The 18,086-nt window shown below is 37.5% G+C and carries 14 protein-coding genes; 12 read left to right on the forward strand and 2 right to left on the reverse strand.

The features are described from left to right. Positions 1 to 108 precede the first annotated feature (108 nt). From J7604_RS03945 to J7604_RS03995, 11 genes are all read left to right on the forward strand, one after another. Positions 109 to 1,638, forward strand: a complete 1,530-nt coding sequence (locus tag J7604_RS03945; RefSeq protein WP_293891371.1) for an alginate export family protein — start codon at positions 109 to 111, stop codon at positions 1,636 to 1,638. A 21-nt stretch (positions 1,639 to 1,659) separates the two neighbouring features. Then, positions 1,660 to 2,889, forward strand: a complete 1,230-nt coding sequence (locus tag J7604_RS03950) for a CmpA/NrtA family ABC transporter substrate-binding protein (RefSeq protein ID WP_293891374.1) — start codon at positions 1,660 to 1,662, stop codon at positions 2,887 to 2,889. Positions 2,890 to 2,924: 35 nt separating this feature from the next. Beyond that, the gene (ntrB, locus tag J7604_RS03955; protein ID WP_293891377.1) at positions 2,925 to 3,740 is read left to right on the forward strand and encodes a nitrate ABC transporter permease; all 816 of its coding nucleotides are present in this window, start codon (positions 2,925 to 2,927) and stop codon (positions 3,738 to 3,740) included. Further along, positions 3,730 to 4,599, forward strand: coding sequence for an ABC transporter ATP-binding protein (locus J7604_RS03960; RefSeq protein WP_293891380.1), 870 nt, complete (start codon positions 3,730 to 3,732; stop codon positions 4,597 to 4,599). The genes ntrB and J7604_RS03960 overlap by 11 nt, the downstream gene beginning before the upstream one ends. Before the next feature lie 87 nt (positions 4,600 to 4,686). Next, complete coding sequence (locus J7604_RS03965; protein ID WP_293891383.1) at positions 4,687 to 8,058, forward strand: FAD-dependent oxidoreductase; 3,372 nt, start codon at positions 4,687 to 4,689, stop codon at positions 8,056 to 8,058. Between the two features lie 23 nt (positions 8,059 to 8,081). Then, a complete protein-coding gene (locus J7604_RS03970) occupies positions 8,082 to 9,548 on the forward strand; it encodes a rubredoxin (RefSeq protein ID WP_293891386.1) in 1,467 nt (488 codons plus the stop codon). Positions 9,549 to 9,559: 11 nt separating this feature from the next. After that, on the forward strand, positions 9,560 to 10,513 hold the full coding sequence (gene moaA / locus J7604_RS03975) for a GTP 3',8-cyclase MoaA (RefSeq protein WP_293891389.1): 954 nt from the start codon (positions 9,560 to 9,562) through the stop codon (positions 10,511 to 10,513). Between the two features lie 2 nt (positions 10,514 to 10,515). Beyond that, on the forward strand, positions 10,516 to 10,764 hold the full coding sequence (locus J7604_RS03980; protein WP_293891392.1) for a MoaD/ThiS family protein: 249 nt from the start codon (positions 10,516 to 10,518) through the stop codon (positions 10,762 to 10,764). A 1-nt stretch (position 10,765) separates the two neighbouring features. Beyond that, a complete protein-coding gene (locus tag J7604_RS03985) occupies positions 10,766 to 11,203 on the forward strand; it encodes a molybdenum cofactor biosynthesis protein MoaE (RefSeq protein ID WP_293891395.1) in 438 nt (145 codons plus the stop codon). 12 nt (positions 11,204 to 11,215) lie between these two features. Then, positions 11,216 to 11,824: a molybdenum cofactor guanylyltransferase gene (locus J7604_RS03990; protein WP_293891398.1), complete on the forward strand. Its 609-nt coding sequence runs from the start codon at positions 11,216 to 11,218 to the stop codon at positions 11,822 to 11,824. Positions 11,825 to 12,085: 261 nt separating this feature from the next. Beyond that, on the forward strand, positions 12,086 to 13,399 hold the full coding sequence (locus J7604_RS03995; RefSeq protein WP_293891401.1) for a YgcG family protein: 1,314 nt from the start codon (positions 12,086 to 12,088) through the stop codon (positions 13,397 to 13,399). Between the two features lie 53 nt (positions 13,400 to 13,452). Here J7604_RS03995 and J7604_RS04000 read toward each other — a convergent pair whose 3' ends face one another. Together J7604_RS04000 and J7604_RS04005 are read right to left on the reverse strand one after the other, a co-directional pair. Next, complete coding sequence (locus J7604_RS04000) at positions 13,453 to 14,214, reverse strand: tRNA(His) guanylyltransferase Thg1 family protein (RefSeq protein WP_293891404.1); 762 nt, start codon at positions 14,212 to 14,214, stop codon at positions 13,453 to 13,455. Then, a complete protein-coding gene (locus tag J7604_RS04005) occupies positions 14,204 to 14,650 on the reverse strand; it encodes an ATP-binding protein (protein ID WP_293891407.1) in 447 nt (148 codons plus the stop codon). Before J7604_RS04005 ends, J7604_RS04000 begins: the two co-directional genes overlap by 11 nt. A gap of 195 nt (positions 14,651 to 14,845) precedes the next feature. Here J7604_RS04005 and J7604_RS04010 point away from each other — a divergent pair, with 195 nt between their 5' ends. Further along, positions 14,846 to 18,079, forward strand: coding sequence for a gliding motility-associated C-terminal domain-containing protein (locus J7604_RS04010; RefSeq protein WP_293891410.1), 3,234 nt, complete (start codon positions 14,846 to 14,848; stop codon positions 18,077 to 18,079). Positions 18,080 to 18,086: the final 7 nt, after the last annotated feature.

Genomic DNA, 18,086 nt, shown 5'->3' on the forward strand with positions numbered 1-18,086 from the left:
TGAAAGGAGGCCCTCAAAAACATAATCCTTAATCCCGAAAACTAACCTGAGAAAGAAAAACCTAACAAGCAATTAAACAAATCTTAAATCCCTTTAAATCCCTGGAATATGAAAAAAAGATTTTTACATAAAGTGCTTTTAATACTCACCTTATGCTTGTTTGCACTTGAGAAGGAAGGATTTTCTCAATTACTTATAAACGCCCAACTAAGAACCCGTACTGAAATTCGTGACGGACAGGGCACCTTACCACTACCACATCAAACTCCTTCCGTTTTCACATCGCAGAGGACTCGTCTGAACATTGGCTACGGTATGGATAAGTTAAGGCTCTTTACATCCATTCAGGACATTAGAGTTTGGGGGCAGGACGCTTCTACAATATCCAATATTGACGGGAATAAACTGTTCCTGCATGAAGCTTGGGGCGAAATCGTATTTAATGACACAATTCACTTCAAAACCTTTAAAAACGTATCATTTAAGCTAGGTAGGCAAGAGCTTGTATATGATGACGAACGTCTGCTAGGAGGCTTAAACTGGCTTCAACAAGGTAGAAGACATGATGCTGCAGTACTAAAGTTTGCCAAAGGCACATGGACTGCAGATCTTGGAGCTGCATTCAATCAACAAAGGGAACTAAAAAATACAGGTAACCTATACTATGGCGTTCCTGGAACCCAGATTGCTACAGACAGCGCAAACGTAGCTGCACCTGCTGGCACTAACTTTATAGGAACCATGTACAAAAGCATGCAATTCTTATATGTATCTAAAGAAATAGGCTTTTCAAAAGCAACATTCCTGCTATTTAAAGATGACTTTCAAAAACCTATTGCAGGCGGAAAATTTACGAAAGGAACTAACAGCCGTGTCACTGTAGGAGGTAACATCTTCGGTACTCTGATGAGAAAGCACAAAATAGATGCCTCATTCTTTTATCAGGGAAATAAAGACAAACTGGGAAATAAAATGGATGCTTACATGGCATCATTATCAACCATGTTTGCTATTGACAGAAAGTTAAGTTTAGGACTTGGAGGTGACTACCTTTCAGGTAACAACACAACCAAAAGCGGAGAAGTTAACCACAGATTCGATCCGCTCTATGGCACACCGCATAAGTTCTGGGGATACATGGACTATTTCTACGTTGCAGATGCATATGGAGTACAAGGAAATGTAGCGAAAAATCCAGGTTTAATAGATCTATTCTTGAAAAGCAGATACAAACTAAAAGACAATTTACTTCTAAGCCTTGACATCCACGAATTCTATGCTGGAAATAAAGTAGCTGACGAAACTGCTCCTGGAAAAACCCTTGACAGCAGATTAGGTACTGAATTTGACTTTGTATTGAATTACAACTTCACAAAACAAATCGGAATAGAAGCAGGCTACAGCCTTATGCTAGGCACCAACACCCTGGATAGATTAAAGAGAGGTGGAAATCAGGGCGCAATAGCAGCAACAGCAAATGCTCCATACATCAACAAAAGAAATAACGGCAACTGGGCATATCTGATGATAACCATAAGACCAGACTTGTTAGGTCAGATCAACGACAAACTGGCATCACTTGTAAAATCAGTAGATGGACTTAGAAAAGATGTAGACACGTTGAACCAAGCAAAATAACCTTACTAAACAATGACCTTTATGAAAAAATTACTAAATAAAATAGGCGTAGCATTTCTTCTTGCAATTGTACTGCTCACACTCCCATCAGTAACAAACGCCCCGGCATCAGAGCCAAAAGAAAAACATTCTGTAATAAAACTGGGCTTCATTCCCCTTACAGATTGCTCACCTATTGTGATGGCAAAAGAATACGGACTATTTAAAAAATATGGTGTGGAAGTAGAAGTTTCAAAAGAAGCTTCGTGGGCAAATGTGAGAGATAAGATATTAACCGGAGAGCTAGATGGAGCACATTGTCTGTTCGGGATGCCCTTCTCTGTATATACAGGCATAGGAGGCAAAGCTGGCTCTGAAATGAAAATAGCTATGATCCTCAATGTTAACGGACAAGCTATAACATTATCTAAAGAATTCTGCGGCAAAGTCGGCTTTAAACAAATAAGCAAAGTAAGCCCTGCGATTTCCGAAAAAACAAAATCTAAAGAAGTCATAGTAGCCGCCACCTTTCCCGGAGGAACTCATGATATATGGATGAGAAACTGGCTTGCAATGGCAGGAGTTAACCAAAATTCTGTTAAACAAATCACTATCCCTCCTCCGCAAATGGTGGCTAACATGAAAGTTGGCAATATGGATGCTTTCTGTGTAGGTGAACCTTGGAACGGAGTTGCTGTAAAACAAGGCGTCGGTTTCACACAGATTGCAACTCAGGATATGTGGAAAGACCATCCGGAAAAAGCTCTTGTAGTAAATAAAAAATTCTCAGAAGAACGTCGTGAGGATCTGAAAAAAGTAATGATGGCTATCATTGAAGCTTGTAAACTACTTGACAAAGCTGGAAACAGAAAACAATCTGCTTCAATCATTGGAAAGGTAAGTTATGTGAATGCTCCATCTGATGTGATTGATAACAGACTGGCCGGCATTTATGACCTGGGCTGCGACCAGGGACAGGAAGTATATAAAGACTATATGTTTTTCCACAAAAATGGATCGGTGAACTATCCAAGAAAAGCACATGCCATTTGGTTTATGGCCCAATATGTAAGATTTGGCCTTCTTGATGCAGCTCCTGATTATAAGGCTATAGCAGACAAACTCATCCTTCAGGATCTGTATAAAGAAGTAGCTGCAGAAATGAAAATCCCAATCCCTGCAGATGATATGAAACCATTTTCTTTAACCTTTGACAAGACAGTGTTTGATCCTTCCAATCCGGAAGCGTATTTGAAAGTATGTAAGAAATAAAATAACAACATTAACCTTTACTAAATAGCATTAAAATGGACAAGTCCAATCAACAATTAGGAGCCGCGACTTTAAAAGTCGTCACCTACAGAACAGGAAGGTTTTTATATTTCCTTCTGGGGATGTCATTCATGTTGATCATCTGGCATGTAGCAAGCCTTTCCACAGATGGAGAACTTCCCGGCCCGATACAAACGTTCTCTGTATTCTATGACCTTGTAAGTCATCCTTTTTACGACAATGGGCCAAATGATAAAGGGATAGGCAATCAATTGCTAAGTTCATTAGAAAGAGTCACTAAAGGGTTTATAATTGGTTCAGTTATAGCAATCCCTCTCGGACTTATCATGGGTTCAAGTACCCTGGGAATGAACCTTCTGAATCCAATGGTACAGGTATTAAGACCAGTATCCCCTCTAGCCTGGTTTCCGATTGGACTTGTTGCATTTCAGTCTGCTCAGACATCAACTGTGTTCGTAATCATCATTACATCACTTTGGCCCACGCTTATTAATACGGCCTTTGGAGTGTCAACAATTCCACAGGATCATAAAAACGTAGCCAAAGCATTCGGATTTTCTACTTTCAAGTACATAACAAAAGTATTACTTCCGTTTACCTTGCCACATATTATAACAGGATTAAGACTAAGTGTAGGTATTGCCTGGATGGTTATTGTAGCAGCAGAAATGCTTTCCGGTGGAGTTGGTATCGGATTCTTTGTATGGGACAGCTGGAATGCTTTAAGTCTTGAAAAAGTATTTTCTGCAATATTAATCATCGGCCTTGTAGGCTTCGTTCTTGACAAAACTTTTAAATCACTACAAACCAGATACTCCTATGATAGCTAATACAAATATCCTTTCAGAAGATAAAGTAAAAGAGAGCATCCTGCTTCGTCCGGTAAGCATTGAGGTAAAAGATGTAACTGTAAGCTTCCCAACTCCCAAAGGCGAATACATTGCGGTAAAGAACATAGACCTTGAAATAAGAAAAGGTGAAATCATCTCACTTATTGGTCACTCTGGTTGCGGAAAATCCACTCTGATGAGCACTATAAGTGGAATGGTAAAACCAAGCAAAGGAGAAGTGATAGTTAACGGTAAAAAAGTAACCGGTGCTGGCCCAGACAGAGGAATTGTTTTCCAGAACTATTCTCTATTACCCTGGCTTACGGTATACGAAAATATCTATGAAGCCGTTGATTCATGCATAAAAGGTATTTCAACAGATGAAAAACACGCAATCGTTGAAGAAAATCTTGCAATGGTAAACCTTACTCCTCATCAGGATAAACTTCCTAAGCAACTATCAGGAGGTATGAAGCAAAGAGTAGCTATAGCAAGAGCGTTTGCAATCAATCCTAGTGTCTTGCTTCTGGATGAGCCCTTCGGCGCTCTTGATGCATTAACCAAAGGAAGCATGCACGTAGAGCTTTTGAAACTCTGGAATCTGGACAATAGAAACAAAACTATTATAATGGTTACTCACGATATCGAAGAGGCTATCTTCTTATCAGATAGAATCGTTGTTTTAAATAATGGTCCGGCAGCAACTATAAAAGAAATTGAAATAGTTGGTTTGCCAAGACCTAGAAACAAAAAAGATATCGTAAATTTACCTGAGTATAAATCCATAAGAGAACGACTCCTTAACTTGTTGGTAGAGAAATTTTCGATTGAGGACGACGGAGTTAAATTTGAGGAATAGAACCTTGTTCAAGGTTAGTGTAAAGGTTAGTACAAATAAGCTGTGGGCATTTATGCCTGCAGCCTTATTTGTTAATATAAATGCCGGATGCCTGCAAAAAAAAACATATCAAAAACAACCTGTAACTATTGTGGATCAGGATGCGGTGTTATCGTTAAAAAAGATACCACCGGCAAAATCACAGTATCAGGTGACCAAGACCATCCGGCAAACAAAGGAGTACTCTGCTCAAAAGGAATTGCACTCCATAGCAAAATTTCCGACCATAGCGACAGGATATTATATCCTGAAATGCGATGGAACAGAAATATGCCAAGACAAAGGGTAAGCTGGGATACAGCTCTGGAAAGAGCAGCAGCTGTATTCAAAACTTTCATTTCCAAATACGGGCCCGATTCAGTGGGTTTTTATATTTCAGGACAATGCCTTACCGAAGAATATTATTTAATTGACAAACTCGTCAAGGGCTTTCTTGGAACAAACAATATCGACACCAATGCCCTCATTTGTGCAGGATCAGAATTCATTGCAAACAAACTTGTTTTTGGTGCGGATGCCATTCCGGGATCCATTGAAGATCTTGAACTTGCAGACTGTTTTTTCATTACCGATGCCAATCCTTTCCGTTCAAACCCAATTGTATTCAAACGACTGGAAGCATATAGAGCCAGCAATCCTGAAGTGAAAATAATCATTGCAGATTCAAGAAGAACAGAGTCTTGTGATATCGCAGATATTCACCTTCAATTGAAACCTGGCACTGAAATTATCCTTTACAGGGCCATAGGAAGGTTTCTTATAGAAAACAACCTAATTGATAAAAACTTCATAGAACAGCATACAGAAGGCTTTAATGAATATAAAAATAAAGCGATGGAGAAGTCGCTCGAAGAAGCTTCTGCCATATGTGATATCCCTGTTCACGACTTAATACTTGCAGCAGAATTTATAGGCAAAGCCAAAGGCTTCATACCTATGTGGTCTGCTGGCAATAACCAAAGTGCAACAGACATTAATAAAAATCTTTCATTAATAAACCTTTCTCTGATAACCGGCCAAGTCGGGAAAAAGGGCTGCGGGCCCTTTCCTCTTTCAGATCAGCCAAACACAATTACAGGAACAGAAGCCGGAGGTCTTTCCAATTTTCTTCCTGCTCGCAGAAGCATAGTTAATCCTGAGCACAGAGAGGAGATTGCAAAATATTGGGGAGTACCATCAATCTCTGATAAAAGAGGATACACAGACACAGAACTTTTCGACAATCTGCTTTCCGGAAGACTCAAAGCTATCTGGATTATCAACACAAATCCTTTGGTGAGCTTGCCTTCTGCAAGAAATGTCGAGGTTGCGTTGAAGAATGCAAAGTTTGTAATCGTACAGGACATATCTTTAAAATCAGAAACAGTACCATTTGCAGATCTTATACTGCCGGCAGCTGGCTGGCTTGAGAAAGAGGGTACTGTAACCGCTCAAGGAAGAAGAATAAGTATTGCACATAAACTTAGCAGTGCCCCGGGAGAGGCTATTCCTGGTGTTGAAATCATATCCCGATTCGCTTCTAAAATAGGATTTGGAAATGTATTCAACTATGAAAAAACCTCTGATATATTTCTTGAATATAGCAGAATAACAAAGCAAACGAACTTTGATATCAGCAATATTAATATTGAACTCCTTCTTCAAAAAGGATCAATGCAATGGCCATTCGAATCTTCTTCAGGAAACAGTACTAAAATATTATATTCAGATCATAGATTTAACACAGCCTCTGGTAAAGCTAATTTTTACTCAGTAGCCAAAAGTCATATTCCATATGAACTTAGTCAGAACTACCCTTTAATCCTTACCTCTGGGCAGACTAAAGATCATTGGCATGCCTTTAGCAGTTCTGGAAAACTCGTAAAAGTGAACCAACAGACTGATAAGCCATTTCTGGAAATCAATAAAGATGACGCATTGAACCGAGGCATTAAGAATGGTGATGTTGTAGAGGTATTTAATGAAACAGGTACTGTGAAAGTGACAGCTCAGTATTCTACAGATATAAAAAAAGGAGTTGTTTTTCTTCCATTACAGTGGGGGAATATTCTAAATAACGATTTGGAAAGAATGTCTGCATCTCCCCATACAGGACTTGATCAAATGGTTACTACCTCAGGTTCTGGATTATCAGTCGTTCAGGTTAAAAAATATAATAAGAAAAAAGAAAAGATAATAGTCATTGGGGCGGGTGTGGGCTCCAGTCAATTTGTTCGAAAATATCGTACACTAAATCCTGATGATGAAATCCATATTTTCAGCAAGGAAAAAAATCTTTTCTACAACAGGATCATGCTTCCAGGCTATATAAGCGGGAAACAAGACTGGAATAATCTTGTCAGGATCAATGAAGATGAACTTAATACATCGAAAATCTTTCTTCACAGGAGCACTTCCATAACTTCGATTGACCCTGGAGATAAAGTGATCACAGACCATACTGGAAAAATTCACTCTTATGATGTTTTGATCATCGCTACGGGCAGCAGACCTGCACTTCCGAGAGAAGTTCCCAAAATTCAGGGAATATTTACTATGAGGAGTAAAGAAGATGCTGATAAATTTAAAAGATCTATTTCCCCCGAAAGCAATGTAGTAATAGCAGGTGGAGGATTATTAGGGCTCGAACTTGCAGATGCGCTTACTCAGCTTTCTATAAAAGTCTCCGTTGTACACCGGTCTTCAAGACTGATGAACAAACAGTTAGACGCAACTTCAAGTAGTTTTTTGCATGAAGAACTATCCGATAGAAACATTAGTTTCTACTACAATGATGAAGTTCTTTCTCATTTGGGAAAAGATAAAATTACGGGTGTAAAATTAAAATCAGGAAAAGATCTTAGTTGCGATGTACTCGTATATACGATTGGTACGAAACCCAATATTGAACTTGCCCAATTAGCAGGACTAAATTGCAACCGAGGAATCGTTGTTAATGAATATCTGAAAACCAACAATCCTAACATATTTGCAATCGGCGAAGTAGCAGAGTTTGATAAATCCTTGTTTGAAAGCTCTACTGCAGCTGAGGAGCAGGCAGATGTTGTGGCGGGATTTCTAAATGGTGACGAAACGAAGTCTTATTCAGGAACATTACCCGTCAATGTACTCACAGTTTCAGGCTTTGATATTTGCTCTATAGGCATGATAGAAGTGCCAGGAAAGAAGGAAGATGAGTTTGAAGAAATTGTATATATTGATAAATCTAAAAGATATTACAAAAAATGTATAGTGCAGAATGACAGACTTGTCGGGGCAATACTAGTTGGTGACAAATCAGAGTTTCCTGAATTTAAAAATCTGATACTACGCAAAGTTGAACTCGCAGACAAAAGAGTTTCTTTATTGCTTTCAAATAAAAACAAGCACGCAGAATCTGATCAAATTACCTCCTTTGATCTGGGACATACATACAGATAAAGCAAAAGATCCTAAGAATAGAAATGAGCAAAGACATATTTATAAGGCTCTTTATTCCCGGTGGAATATTATCTCCCGGAGATTTGCGCAAAGTAGTTTCATCAGCATACCACTTTGGCACTAATTCTATTCATATAAGTTCAAGACAAGAACTACTTTTAAAATGTAAAACGCAATATAAACGATCTCTTGAACAAAGGTTCAGCTTCCTTCAGTATAAATTTGAAACTGAAAAAAGTCAAAAACAAAATATAGTAACCTCCTATCCTGCTATTCATTTACAGGAAACTACCAATTGGTTATCAGAAGGCACATTTCATCAGATACTTTCAAACTTTGACTTTCAGCCAAATTTAAAAGTCAATCTAGTAGATCCATTACAGTCATTAACACCTCTATTCATCGGACAATTAAACTTCATTGCTTCCGAGTTCAGAGGATTTTGGTTTCTTTATCTTAAAATTAAAAATAAGAAGGGATATGATCTTTGGCCTTTTCTGATAGAGTCAAATGAAATTCCTCCACTTTGCAAAGCAATAGAGCAAACGTTTGAGAAATTCCCATCGGCTTCCTTCGAATACCTTAAAGATGATGTGCTCAATTTCAGTAAATGGAATACTATACCAATCATCAATCAACTTGATTTTCCACCTTATCATCTTCCCTATTACGAAGGGTTCCATCAGCAGGAAGATCATAAATGGTGGCTGGGTATTTACAACTCGGAAAACTCTTATAATGTTAACTTCCTGGAGTCCCTTTGCCTGTTGTGTTCTGAAACGAACAACAACTCCATATATCTTACATCAAACAGTTCTGTTATTATCAAGAACATAGAAAGAAAAGATATATTTGAATGGGAAAAACTTCTTGGAAAATATAAAATCAACACTGGTCATTCTTCTCTTGAACTGAACTGGCAGATACCTGATCTTGATAAGGAAGCTACGAAACTAAAAAAGTTTATCACCAGATCATTCATTAAAGAAGGTCTAAGAACAAACGGATTGATCTTCGGAATCAGGACTACTGATGTTGATCTTGCCTGTTCGGTTATTATCAGAAGAAAGTTCAGGATAGAAATTGGAAAAATAAAGCTGTTGGATTTTTATAACATCAGTTATAAGAAAAACTTTGATATCAATTCAAGAGAGGCTATATCATATGCTAATTATGTCAAGAAGCGGGATGTGCCAACTGTATTAACATACCTTACAGAAGTATTTTATAAGAAACTTAATTCAAGTGCTGCACAATCTGAATCTGATTATTTGCAGGAAGAAATTGAAATTAATCAGCGGACATATGAAGAGGTTGAATTATTTCAGTGTCAAAATTGCCTGACTATATATGACCCCAGATATGGAGATGACATCGGGGAAATACCCGTAGGGAGGCCTTTTGAAGAGTTACCGCCTTCGTATAGATGTCCTGTATGTGATTCAGAAAAAGAATCTTTTAAATCAGTAAATTTGGAAATATTACTTTAAAAAATATAATTATGTTGGCTGATAAATATGGTAGAACATTTAAAACATTACGGGTAAGTCTTACCAATGCCTGTAATCTGTTCTGTAACTACTGTACAGATCAGCCTGCAAGTGAGAAGTCTTCTCAACCCGAAAGTAATGTGCTCTCAACAAATGAATATATTAAAATTATTAATAGTTTACACACCCGTCTTAACCTTGAAACAGTAAGACTTACAGGTGGGGAGCCTCTGCTATACAAAGATATCAGCAATCTCATTGAAGGTATCAGAGAAATTGGCATAAGAAATATTAAATTGACTACCAATGCAGTTTTCCTGAAAGAAAAAGCTGTGCCTCTCAAGAATGCAGGTATAACCAATATTAATGTCTCACTAGACAGCCTGGATCCGGATTCTTTCTTTAAAATATCAAAGAGAAGAAATCTGAAGAAGATCCTTGAGGGTATTGATCATGCTATAGCTATAGGCATTCCTGTAAAACTTAATACAGTTGTGATGAAAGGAATGAATACTGATCAAGTCCTTCCATTACTTGAATTTGCAAGAGAAAGAAGTATCAGTATACGTTTTCTTGAGGTAATGAAAATGGGACATCTTCACAATAGTTATCAGGACCTGTATTTTTCACAGGAAGAAATACTTGAAAAAATTGCCGAGCAACATCAGTTCATACCAATGGACAGAGAACACGGAGCTACAGCTACTTATTGGATAACTGATAAAAAACAGATCTTTGGAATCATAGCAAATGAAAGTCATCCCTTTTGCGGAGATTGCAACCGATTGCGGCTTGACAGCTATGGCAATATCTATGGTTGCTTGAGTAATGATAATGGTATTAGTATAAAGGATCACTCAGATAATTCATTAAAATTAGAACACTCCTTGCAACAAGCGCTTTTACAAAAACAAGAAGTTCAGTTTGCAGGAAGCGTTATGTCTATGAGGTACATTGGAGGATAAAAATGAAAATGAAAATTAAAATACAAGTATTTGCTGCCTTGAAGGACTATCTTGATCCCCAGTTCTATCTTGAGTTGCAAGATGGCACTACGGCAAACGAAGTACGTTCCCAATTATTAACAGAGTATCCGATGGCAGAAAATATTCTCCGCAAATCAAAGCTGGCAGTAAACGATTGTTTTGTTGAAGGAACTTATACCCTGAAGGACAATGAACATTTATTAATTATTCCACCATCAAGCGGAGGCTGATATGAATTTAATTACTGAAGATCCGATAGATTTGATAAAGATGTTTTCTGAAGCACATGACCCCAAAGCTGGTGCAGTTGTACTGTTCAGCGGAGAAGTCAGAAATCACAGCCATAAAAGAGATGTAGATTATCTTTTTTACGAGTGTTATGTTCCGATGGCAGAGAAGATAATTAAAGAAATTATTGAAACCAGTTACACCAAATTTAAACTGCACAAAGCCCTGTGTTGCCATAGAATTGGTAAAGTTGGTATCAGTGAAAGTGCTGTCGTCGTTATTACAGCTTCATCTCACAGAGAAGAGGCCTATGCTGCGAACAGGTATATTATAGATAGAGTAAAACACGAAGCTCCCATCTGGAAACAGGAGTTTTTCTCTGATGGCACCCATGAATGGGGACATAATTGCAGTTGTTTTGATCATCAACACATTCAATAATTGAAATAAGCTATGGAAGAAAATGTACTTGGAGTTGTAATGGCCGGAGGCCTTAGCAGCAGAATGGGACAAGACAAAGGTTTATTAAAGGATACCTGTCACACATGGGTTGAAAACGCCTTTGCAAAATTAAACCAACTACCTATGGAAGTTATTGTTTCTATTAATGAAAAACAAAAGCTTCCTTACTCTGCCTTATTTCATCCAGAGTTATTGATCGTAGATAAGAACATTGTAGAAGGCCCGCTAAACGGTATTCTCACAGTGCATTCCCATATACCATCAAAAGATCTTTTTCTGCTTGCCTGCGATGTTAGGGATATCAGCACAGACTTATTGAGCAAAATTTATAATGCTCATATTTCCAACTTTGCGGAGGACTATGATTACTACATTCTTAAAAACGATACACAGGAAGAACCACTCATAGGTATTTATAAATCAGACTTTTTGAAAAGAATTATGTTCATGGCCGAAAAGAAACTACTACTCAAAAACAGCCTGAAATATATAATGTCATTTGGAAGAGGATTTTATCTCAATCTCGACGAAAGTCAGAAGAGCTATGTAAAAAATTATAATACACCTGGCGACCTTATGGAATCATTAGCAATACAATAAGTTTCGAAATTATTTTCCAGCTCTTTTCTCGTGATGGTTGATTTTTAAAACAACAACCATCATTATAAATCCTATCCTGCAGAGATTTTACATTTTTTTCTGAATTTATTATATCTCTAAAATTTCTCTAATTTAGAGATACAATATTCAATCATGACCAAATACATTTTTCTATTATTGCTTGCTTTACAATCTTTTCAACTTAAAGCTTAATACACCATTGAAACTGTCCCCAACCCTAAGGACATAGACGGAGGCTGGGTGAGCAATCCCGATGGACTTCTTAGCTCTGACGATGTTAATTCCATTAACCAATTGATTACAGATATAGAAAATAAAACTACCGCCCAGATTGCAGTAGTTGTGGTGCAATCCATCGGCGATCAGGTACCTAAGGAATTTGCGAACAGACTGTTTAACTATTGGGGAATCGGACAAAAAGATAAGAATAATGGTCTTCTGCTTTTGATAGTAATGGACCCCAAAAGATGGGAGTTTGAAACAGGATACGGACTGGAAGGAACACTTCCGGATGTAATACTTTTCAGAGTCGGACAACAGGAAATGGTTCCTCATTTTAAAGAAGGAGATTTTGGCGGTGGCATCCTTGCAGGCCTTACCAAAGTAAGCGAAATTCTTTTAAAACCAGAGGCAAAACAAAATGATTTAAAGAATGATGCAGCTACTGACCTATCAAATTTTTTTTATACTTTTTTTGGAATAATATCATTTATTATCACAATTCGCTCTTTTTTGGCCAGATACCGTTCGAAAAAGAAATTTAAAAAAGAAGGTAATAAAGTGGATATACCGATGAATAGTATACTTTACTATTTTCTGTTACTTTCAGTTCCGGCATTGTTAATAATAAACTATTCGTTTTCTGACTTTCTTTTTAAAAGTCAAAATCCTCTGAAGTTTATTTTAATCTTATATCTGCAGTCGCTTCTCCTGGCATTGGCCTCAAGAATAAACAGGAATATTCGTTTAAAGAAATCTGATCCTTGCAGGGAGTACAATGCACTTAGAGAAGATCACTCTTCAATCTCGCGTCACATACTCCTTTTTCCTTTTGCATTTATTCCTTATTACATCTGGTATCTGTTTCATCGAAGAGCTCTTAGACTTTCCCCGGTATTGAGTGCAACAGGAATGGTCATGAAAAGATTAAGGGAAAAAGCCGATAATGCCTATCTTGATGAAGGGCAAAGACTTGAGGAAAAGTTTGGATCTGTTGATTACGATGTTTGGATCACAGAAGATAAGTCTCAACATATTATTAAGTCATATACTAATCCATCCAGTAAATACACTATTTGTAGATCCTGTAACTATCATACTTTATATACGAAGAATGACATTATCACAGCTAAGTCTCCGAAATACGGATTGGCATGGGGTATAGAAACAGTCGTATGTAAAAACTGTAACGACGCCTATGAAGAAGAATATACTAAACCAATTAGAAAGCGAGGAACGTTTTTCGGGTTTTCCAGTGGTGGCAGCGGAGGTGGCTCCGGAGGTGGTTTCGGAGGTGGATCATCTGGAGGTGGCGGTGCTGGAGGAAGCTGGTAATACTAAAATGACAAAGCCCTGATAATAAACAGGGCTTAATCATTTTAACCTACTTAATTTAGTTCAATAATATCCGAAATGAAATTTGAATATTCATCTTTCATTGGAAGGTCCATATCTACCTTTAACTGTCGTCTTGGGGAAATCACCTGCTCATTTGTCTTGGGATTAAAGCCTTCTTTATTGATTATTTCCCAATAAAACCCAATCCCCCTCTTCTGCCATACTGGCAAATCATTGAAATTTATATTATAAGAAAATAATAATTCATTCTTTTCGGCAACACTTATACCTTCTATCCTTTTAGTAGCTACGCTCTTAGAAAAATTATCTTTTCTCAGCCTCCAGTAACAGTGGGCATTCAAAGAGTTTCTATAAGCATCTTCATTTCTCCATCTGAAATAATCTATCACCAGTTGTTCATTTGGTAACTCGCAGATCCTACAATCGAACGCTGCAAGATCACCAAGAAGCAGAGAAAATTTAGCACTTGCTTCACCTGCAAGAATTGAATTATACTTTCTGTGTTTACGTGAAAACAAAGATTCGTTTAAATCAAACAGCAGCGATATTTCATCACTTTCGGTATATCCGTAAACAACCTTAAAGCCACAGTTCATAAGGTGCTTCACCGTTTCAATCATATAATCTCTAAACCTCACATCAAAAGGAGCTTCAAATTGATGTACTTCTTTGGTAAGTTTGGTAAAACCTCTTCCGTCAATTCTGGCAACCATGTAGATGCCAGGCAATACGCAAACATCATGAGTAGTTTCATAAACTCTCATCTTACTATCCAATTCATCAAACTTCATCTGACCAATCTTTTATTATAAATTCACCATTAATAATCTCAACACAATACAACTCATCAAAGCCTTCATCAAGTAAAGGTAGTTCAAACTTTTTCAAAGTGGCTTTTATACCTACCTCAGGCACACACTCCTTCCCATCTCTGCAATTGTTCCTTTCCAGAGCATCTTTCAAGTTTGTTTTGAAATAATAACCTATGACCTTATAGTTTCTTTCTTTTGACATTGATATATACTTCTCTCTTTCTAACCTTGTAGGATTAGTATTTTCAACCACAAAAGGCTGTTGCGTTTTCAAACAGACCTCCAGAAAAAGCCTTTCTCTGTTTCTTGTTCTGAGCAAATCCATTGAAATGCGGACATGCGTTTTAAAAAACTTTTCCTTGAAAAAAGTGGATTTTCCAGAAGCCTGAATACCACAAAATATAACTGCTTCCATTTACTTTAATTCAAAAAACTCTTGAAGTCTGTCCCTCACAAAACATAAAACACTACAAATCAACAACAAAACCCTCTAATCTTTCCAAAATCAATCTTTGAAGACTCTTTATAAATCTCATTGTCAAGCGGTCTAAAAATCGTATTTTTGAATATATAAAAATAGTAGATTTTTCTAATGACATTGCCTTTACAAATGAAAAGTAGATTTTTCTTAATCATCCTATTACTGCTTACCATTACAGGATTAAAAGCTCAACATAGCAAGTTTGACTGGGGATTCTCCATTTATGAAGGTCAGGGCTTACTTCAGCAAACAAATGACTTTGTACTTGATACAGATGGAAGTATTATAGCAACAGGCTATTATACAGGTTCCGGACTTGATTTTGATCCGGATAACACCAATAAATTTTTAGTAGGACGTGGTGAGAAAGATATCTTTGTTGCCAAATATAATCAGGATGGAAAATTAATCTGGGCCTTTGGAATCGGGTCTTCCCAAGATGATGAAGGTAAAAGTATTTGCATTGATAAAGAAGGAAATATTTACGTCACCGGTTATTTCCAGGGAAGTAATATAGACGTCGATCCTGGAGAAGGCATCCATAGCCTCTTTGGTGAATTTAATATCAAACAAACTTTTGTCGCTAAATATAAAGGAACCGATGGTTCATTAATCTGGTCTGGCGTGGTAAAATCCTCTTCAGATAATATGGGAATTGGTATATCATACGAGGAGTCCGGCAACATTACTTTAACCGGAAATTGGATATCTAAAAATCAGTTAAACCAGATTGATTTAGACCTTAACAGCAAAGGTTATTATAAACAAAGTAGAGGACAAACTTCTTCTTTCATTTCAATGTACAGCGGAACCACGGGAGAAATTAAATGGGGCGGAGTAATCACCGGTTTTAATGCAGAATGTGAAATTACAGCTCACACTTCAGATTCTAAGGGAAATATCTATACTACAGGATACTTTTCACAATCAGTAGATTTTGATATTAATGAAACTGTGAATGATCAAAAAAGCAACTATGGTTCTGTCTTTCTGGCAAAGTTTTCCCAGACAGGAACTTTAGAATGGATCAACACTTTCCAGAATAATTTTTCCGACAAGACCAACATGATCCATGATCTTTGTATTGATAATTCTGGTTACATTACCATTACAGGATCATTGGAAACACAGACAGACATAGATCCATCATTTGTTACTAATAACATCAGTCCAAAATCTTCCTGTAATATCCTCCTTGCTCAGTTTGACGCACTTGGAACTTATAGGTGGTCACTTGTCATTGGAAGTGGTGCAGTGACTCGTGGATTAAATGTGACTGCTTCATCATCAGGTACCATTTACCTTGCCGGAGTTTTTCAAAACAGATTAGATCCGGATCCGGTCAATTCAAATTCAAGTACATTAGATGGTTTAGCAACAGATATAGTAATGGCTAAATATTCTCAGGAAGGCAAATTTATCTGGGCTGAAAATATTGGAGGTAATCTCAATGATACTGTATCTGCTATTGCTGTTAACGGCAAAGGAAAAATATTTATCGGTGGAGCTGTCAATGGCAGCGGGAACTTCGATCCTGATCAGCAAAAACAGGCTTTTTTCTCTGGAAACAATGGTGACCTATTTATTGCAAAGTACGATAGCAGAATTGAACCTGTGTTTACTTTCAATCAACTTTTACAAATGACATATGGGGATAAGCCTTTTACACTGGAAGCTTCAGTTAATTCAGGTTTGCCTATAACTTTTACAAGCTCTGATACTTCTGTTGTGAAATTTTCAGGAGCAACAGCAAATATTACAGGAGCAGGCTTCACTATGTTAACAGCAAATGCAGGAGGCGATGAAAATTATTTTCCTGGTTCATCATCACCCAGAGATTTTACAGTTAACAAGGCACAACAAGAATTAACCTTCCAAGATATTCCCACAAAAACATATGGTGATGCTCCATTTGTACCTGATTTCAAGTCGAGTGCTGGTCTTCCTATTACCCTTTACAGCGAAATTCAAAGTATAGCTACTACCTCTGGAAGTGTTATTACAATTACCGGAGCAGGTTTTGTTACAATCAGCGCTTGGTGCGACGGAGACAAGAATTATTTTCCATCAAATGTTGTTTATAAAATCTTAAATGTAAACAAAGCTAATCAAATAATAACCTTTGAGCCACTGGCAGAGCGTACTTATGGCGAACCGCCTTTTAACCTTGTTGCCAAAGCTACATCAGGCCTTCCTGTTGTCTTCAAAAGTTCAAATAATACTATCGCTACCATTGAGGGTTCTGTAATTACATTAGTTGGAGTAGGCACTGTTGAGATTATTGCATCTCAACAAGGGAATGGGAACTATCAGGAAGCTGTTTCTGTCAGACAAACCCTAACAATTAAAGGTCCTGTACTATCAATTTACGGAAGAGAAACTGTAGCTGAAAACACATTACAAGTATACTCTGTTGGTCCTCTTTTAAGCGGACATACATACAAATGGAGTTATTCTGATAAAAACGTAATATTCACAGATTCCACGGGACCGAGCGTGGTTATCGGCTTTAACAAATCATCTGTTGACGGCACACTAAGTTGCTATATTTATGATCAGGAGGGCATTCCTTATGATACAGTGAAATATGCATTGAGAATAAACAGAGGATCAACAGTAATTCTTCCCGGAACCTCTTGCCCTACTTCTACAGCATTTGAGCCTTGTGCCGGAGGGCAGATTGACTATTTCAGCCTGGCATCCATAGGCAACAAAGATTCAGGATGCAATCCCACCGGATATTCAGATTATACCCAGTCAGAGATAAGTACAAAAATCTTCCTCGGAGATATTTATAGTGCAGAGATACATTCATCAAGTTATAAACTATCCTCACCTACTTACTACACTGCCATCTGGATTGATTATAACAACAATGGTGAGTTTGATGATGCAGGAGAATTTCTTACTTCATCTTTCGGTAAAGATTCAGTGATTACACTTCAGAATCTTTCTATCTCCAGCAATGCAGATTTTGCAGGAGCAAGAAGGCTCAGAGTGCGTATGCGTACCACCGGTGCATTCACTTCTTCACAGGGTTGTATCTCACAAGGTGAAACAGGAGAAACAGAAGACTACTTGGTACACCTAACCAGCCACGATCGTTTGGAAGCTCCGAGTATAATTACTCCGAATAACGATGGAATGAATGATTTTTTCGTTATTCGTGGAATCAATAACAAAGAAGAAAACAAACTGGAAATATTTGATCGTTTTGGCCAGGTGTGGTATAGCAGAAAGAGCTACGCAAACAACTGGAACGGCACAACTGATGAGGGACAGCAGCTTCAGGCCGGAACCTATTATTATGTTTTCTACAATGGAGACAGTATCATCAAAGGATTTGTTGAATTGAAATATTAATTTTTAA

The organism is Sporocytophaga sp. (genome assembly GCF_017745095.1).
Lineage (GTDB): Bacteria > Bacteroidota > Bacteroidia > Cytophagales > Cytophagaceae > Sporocytophaga.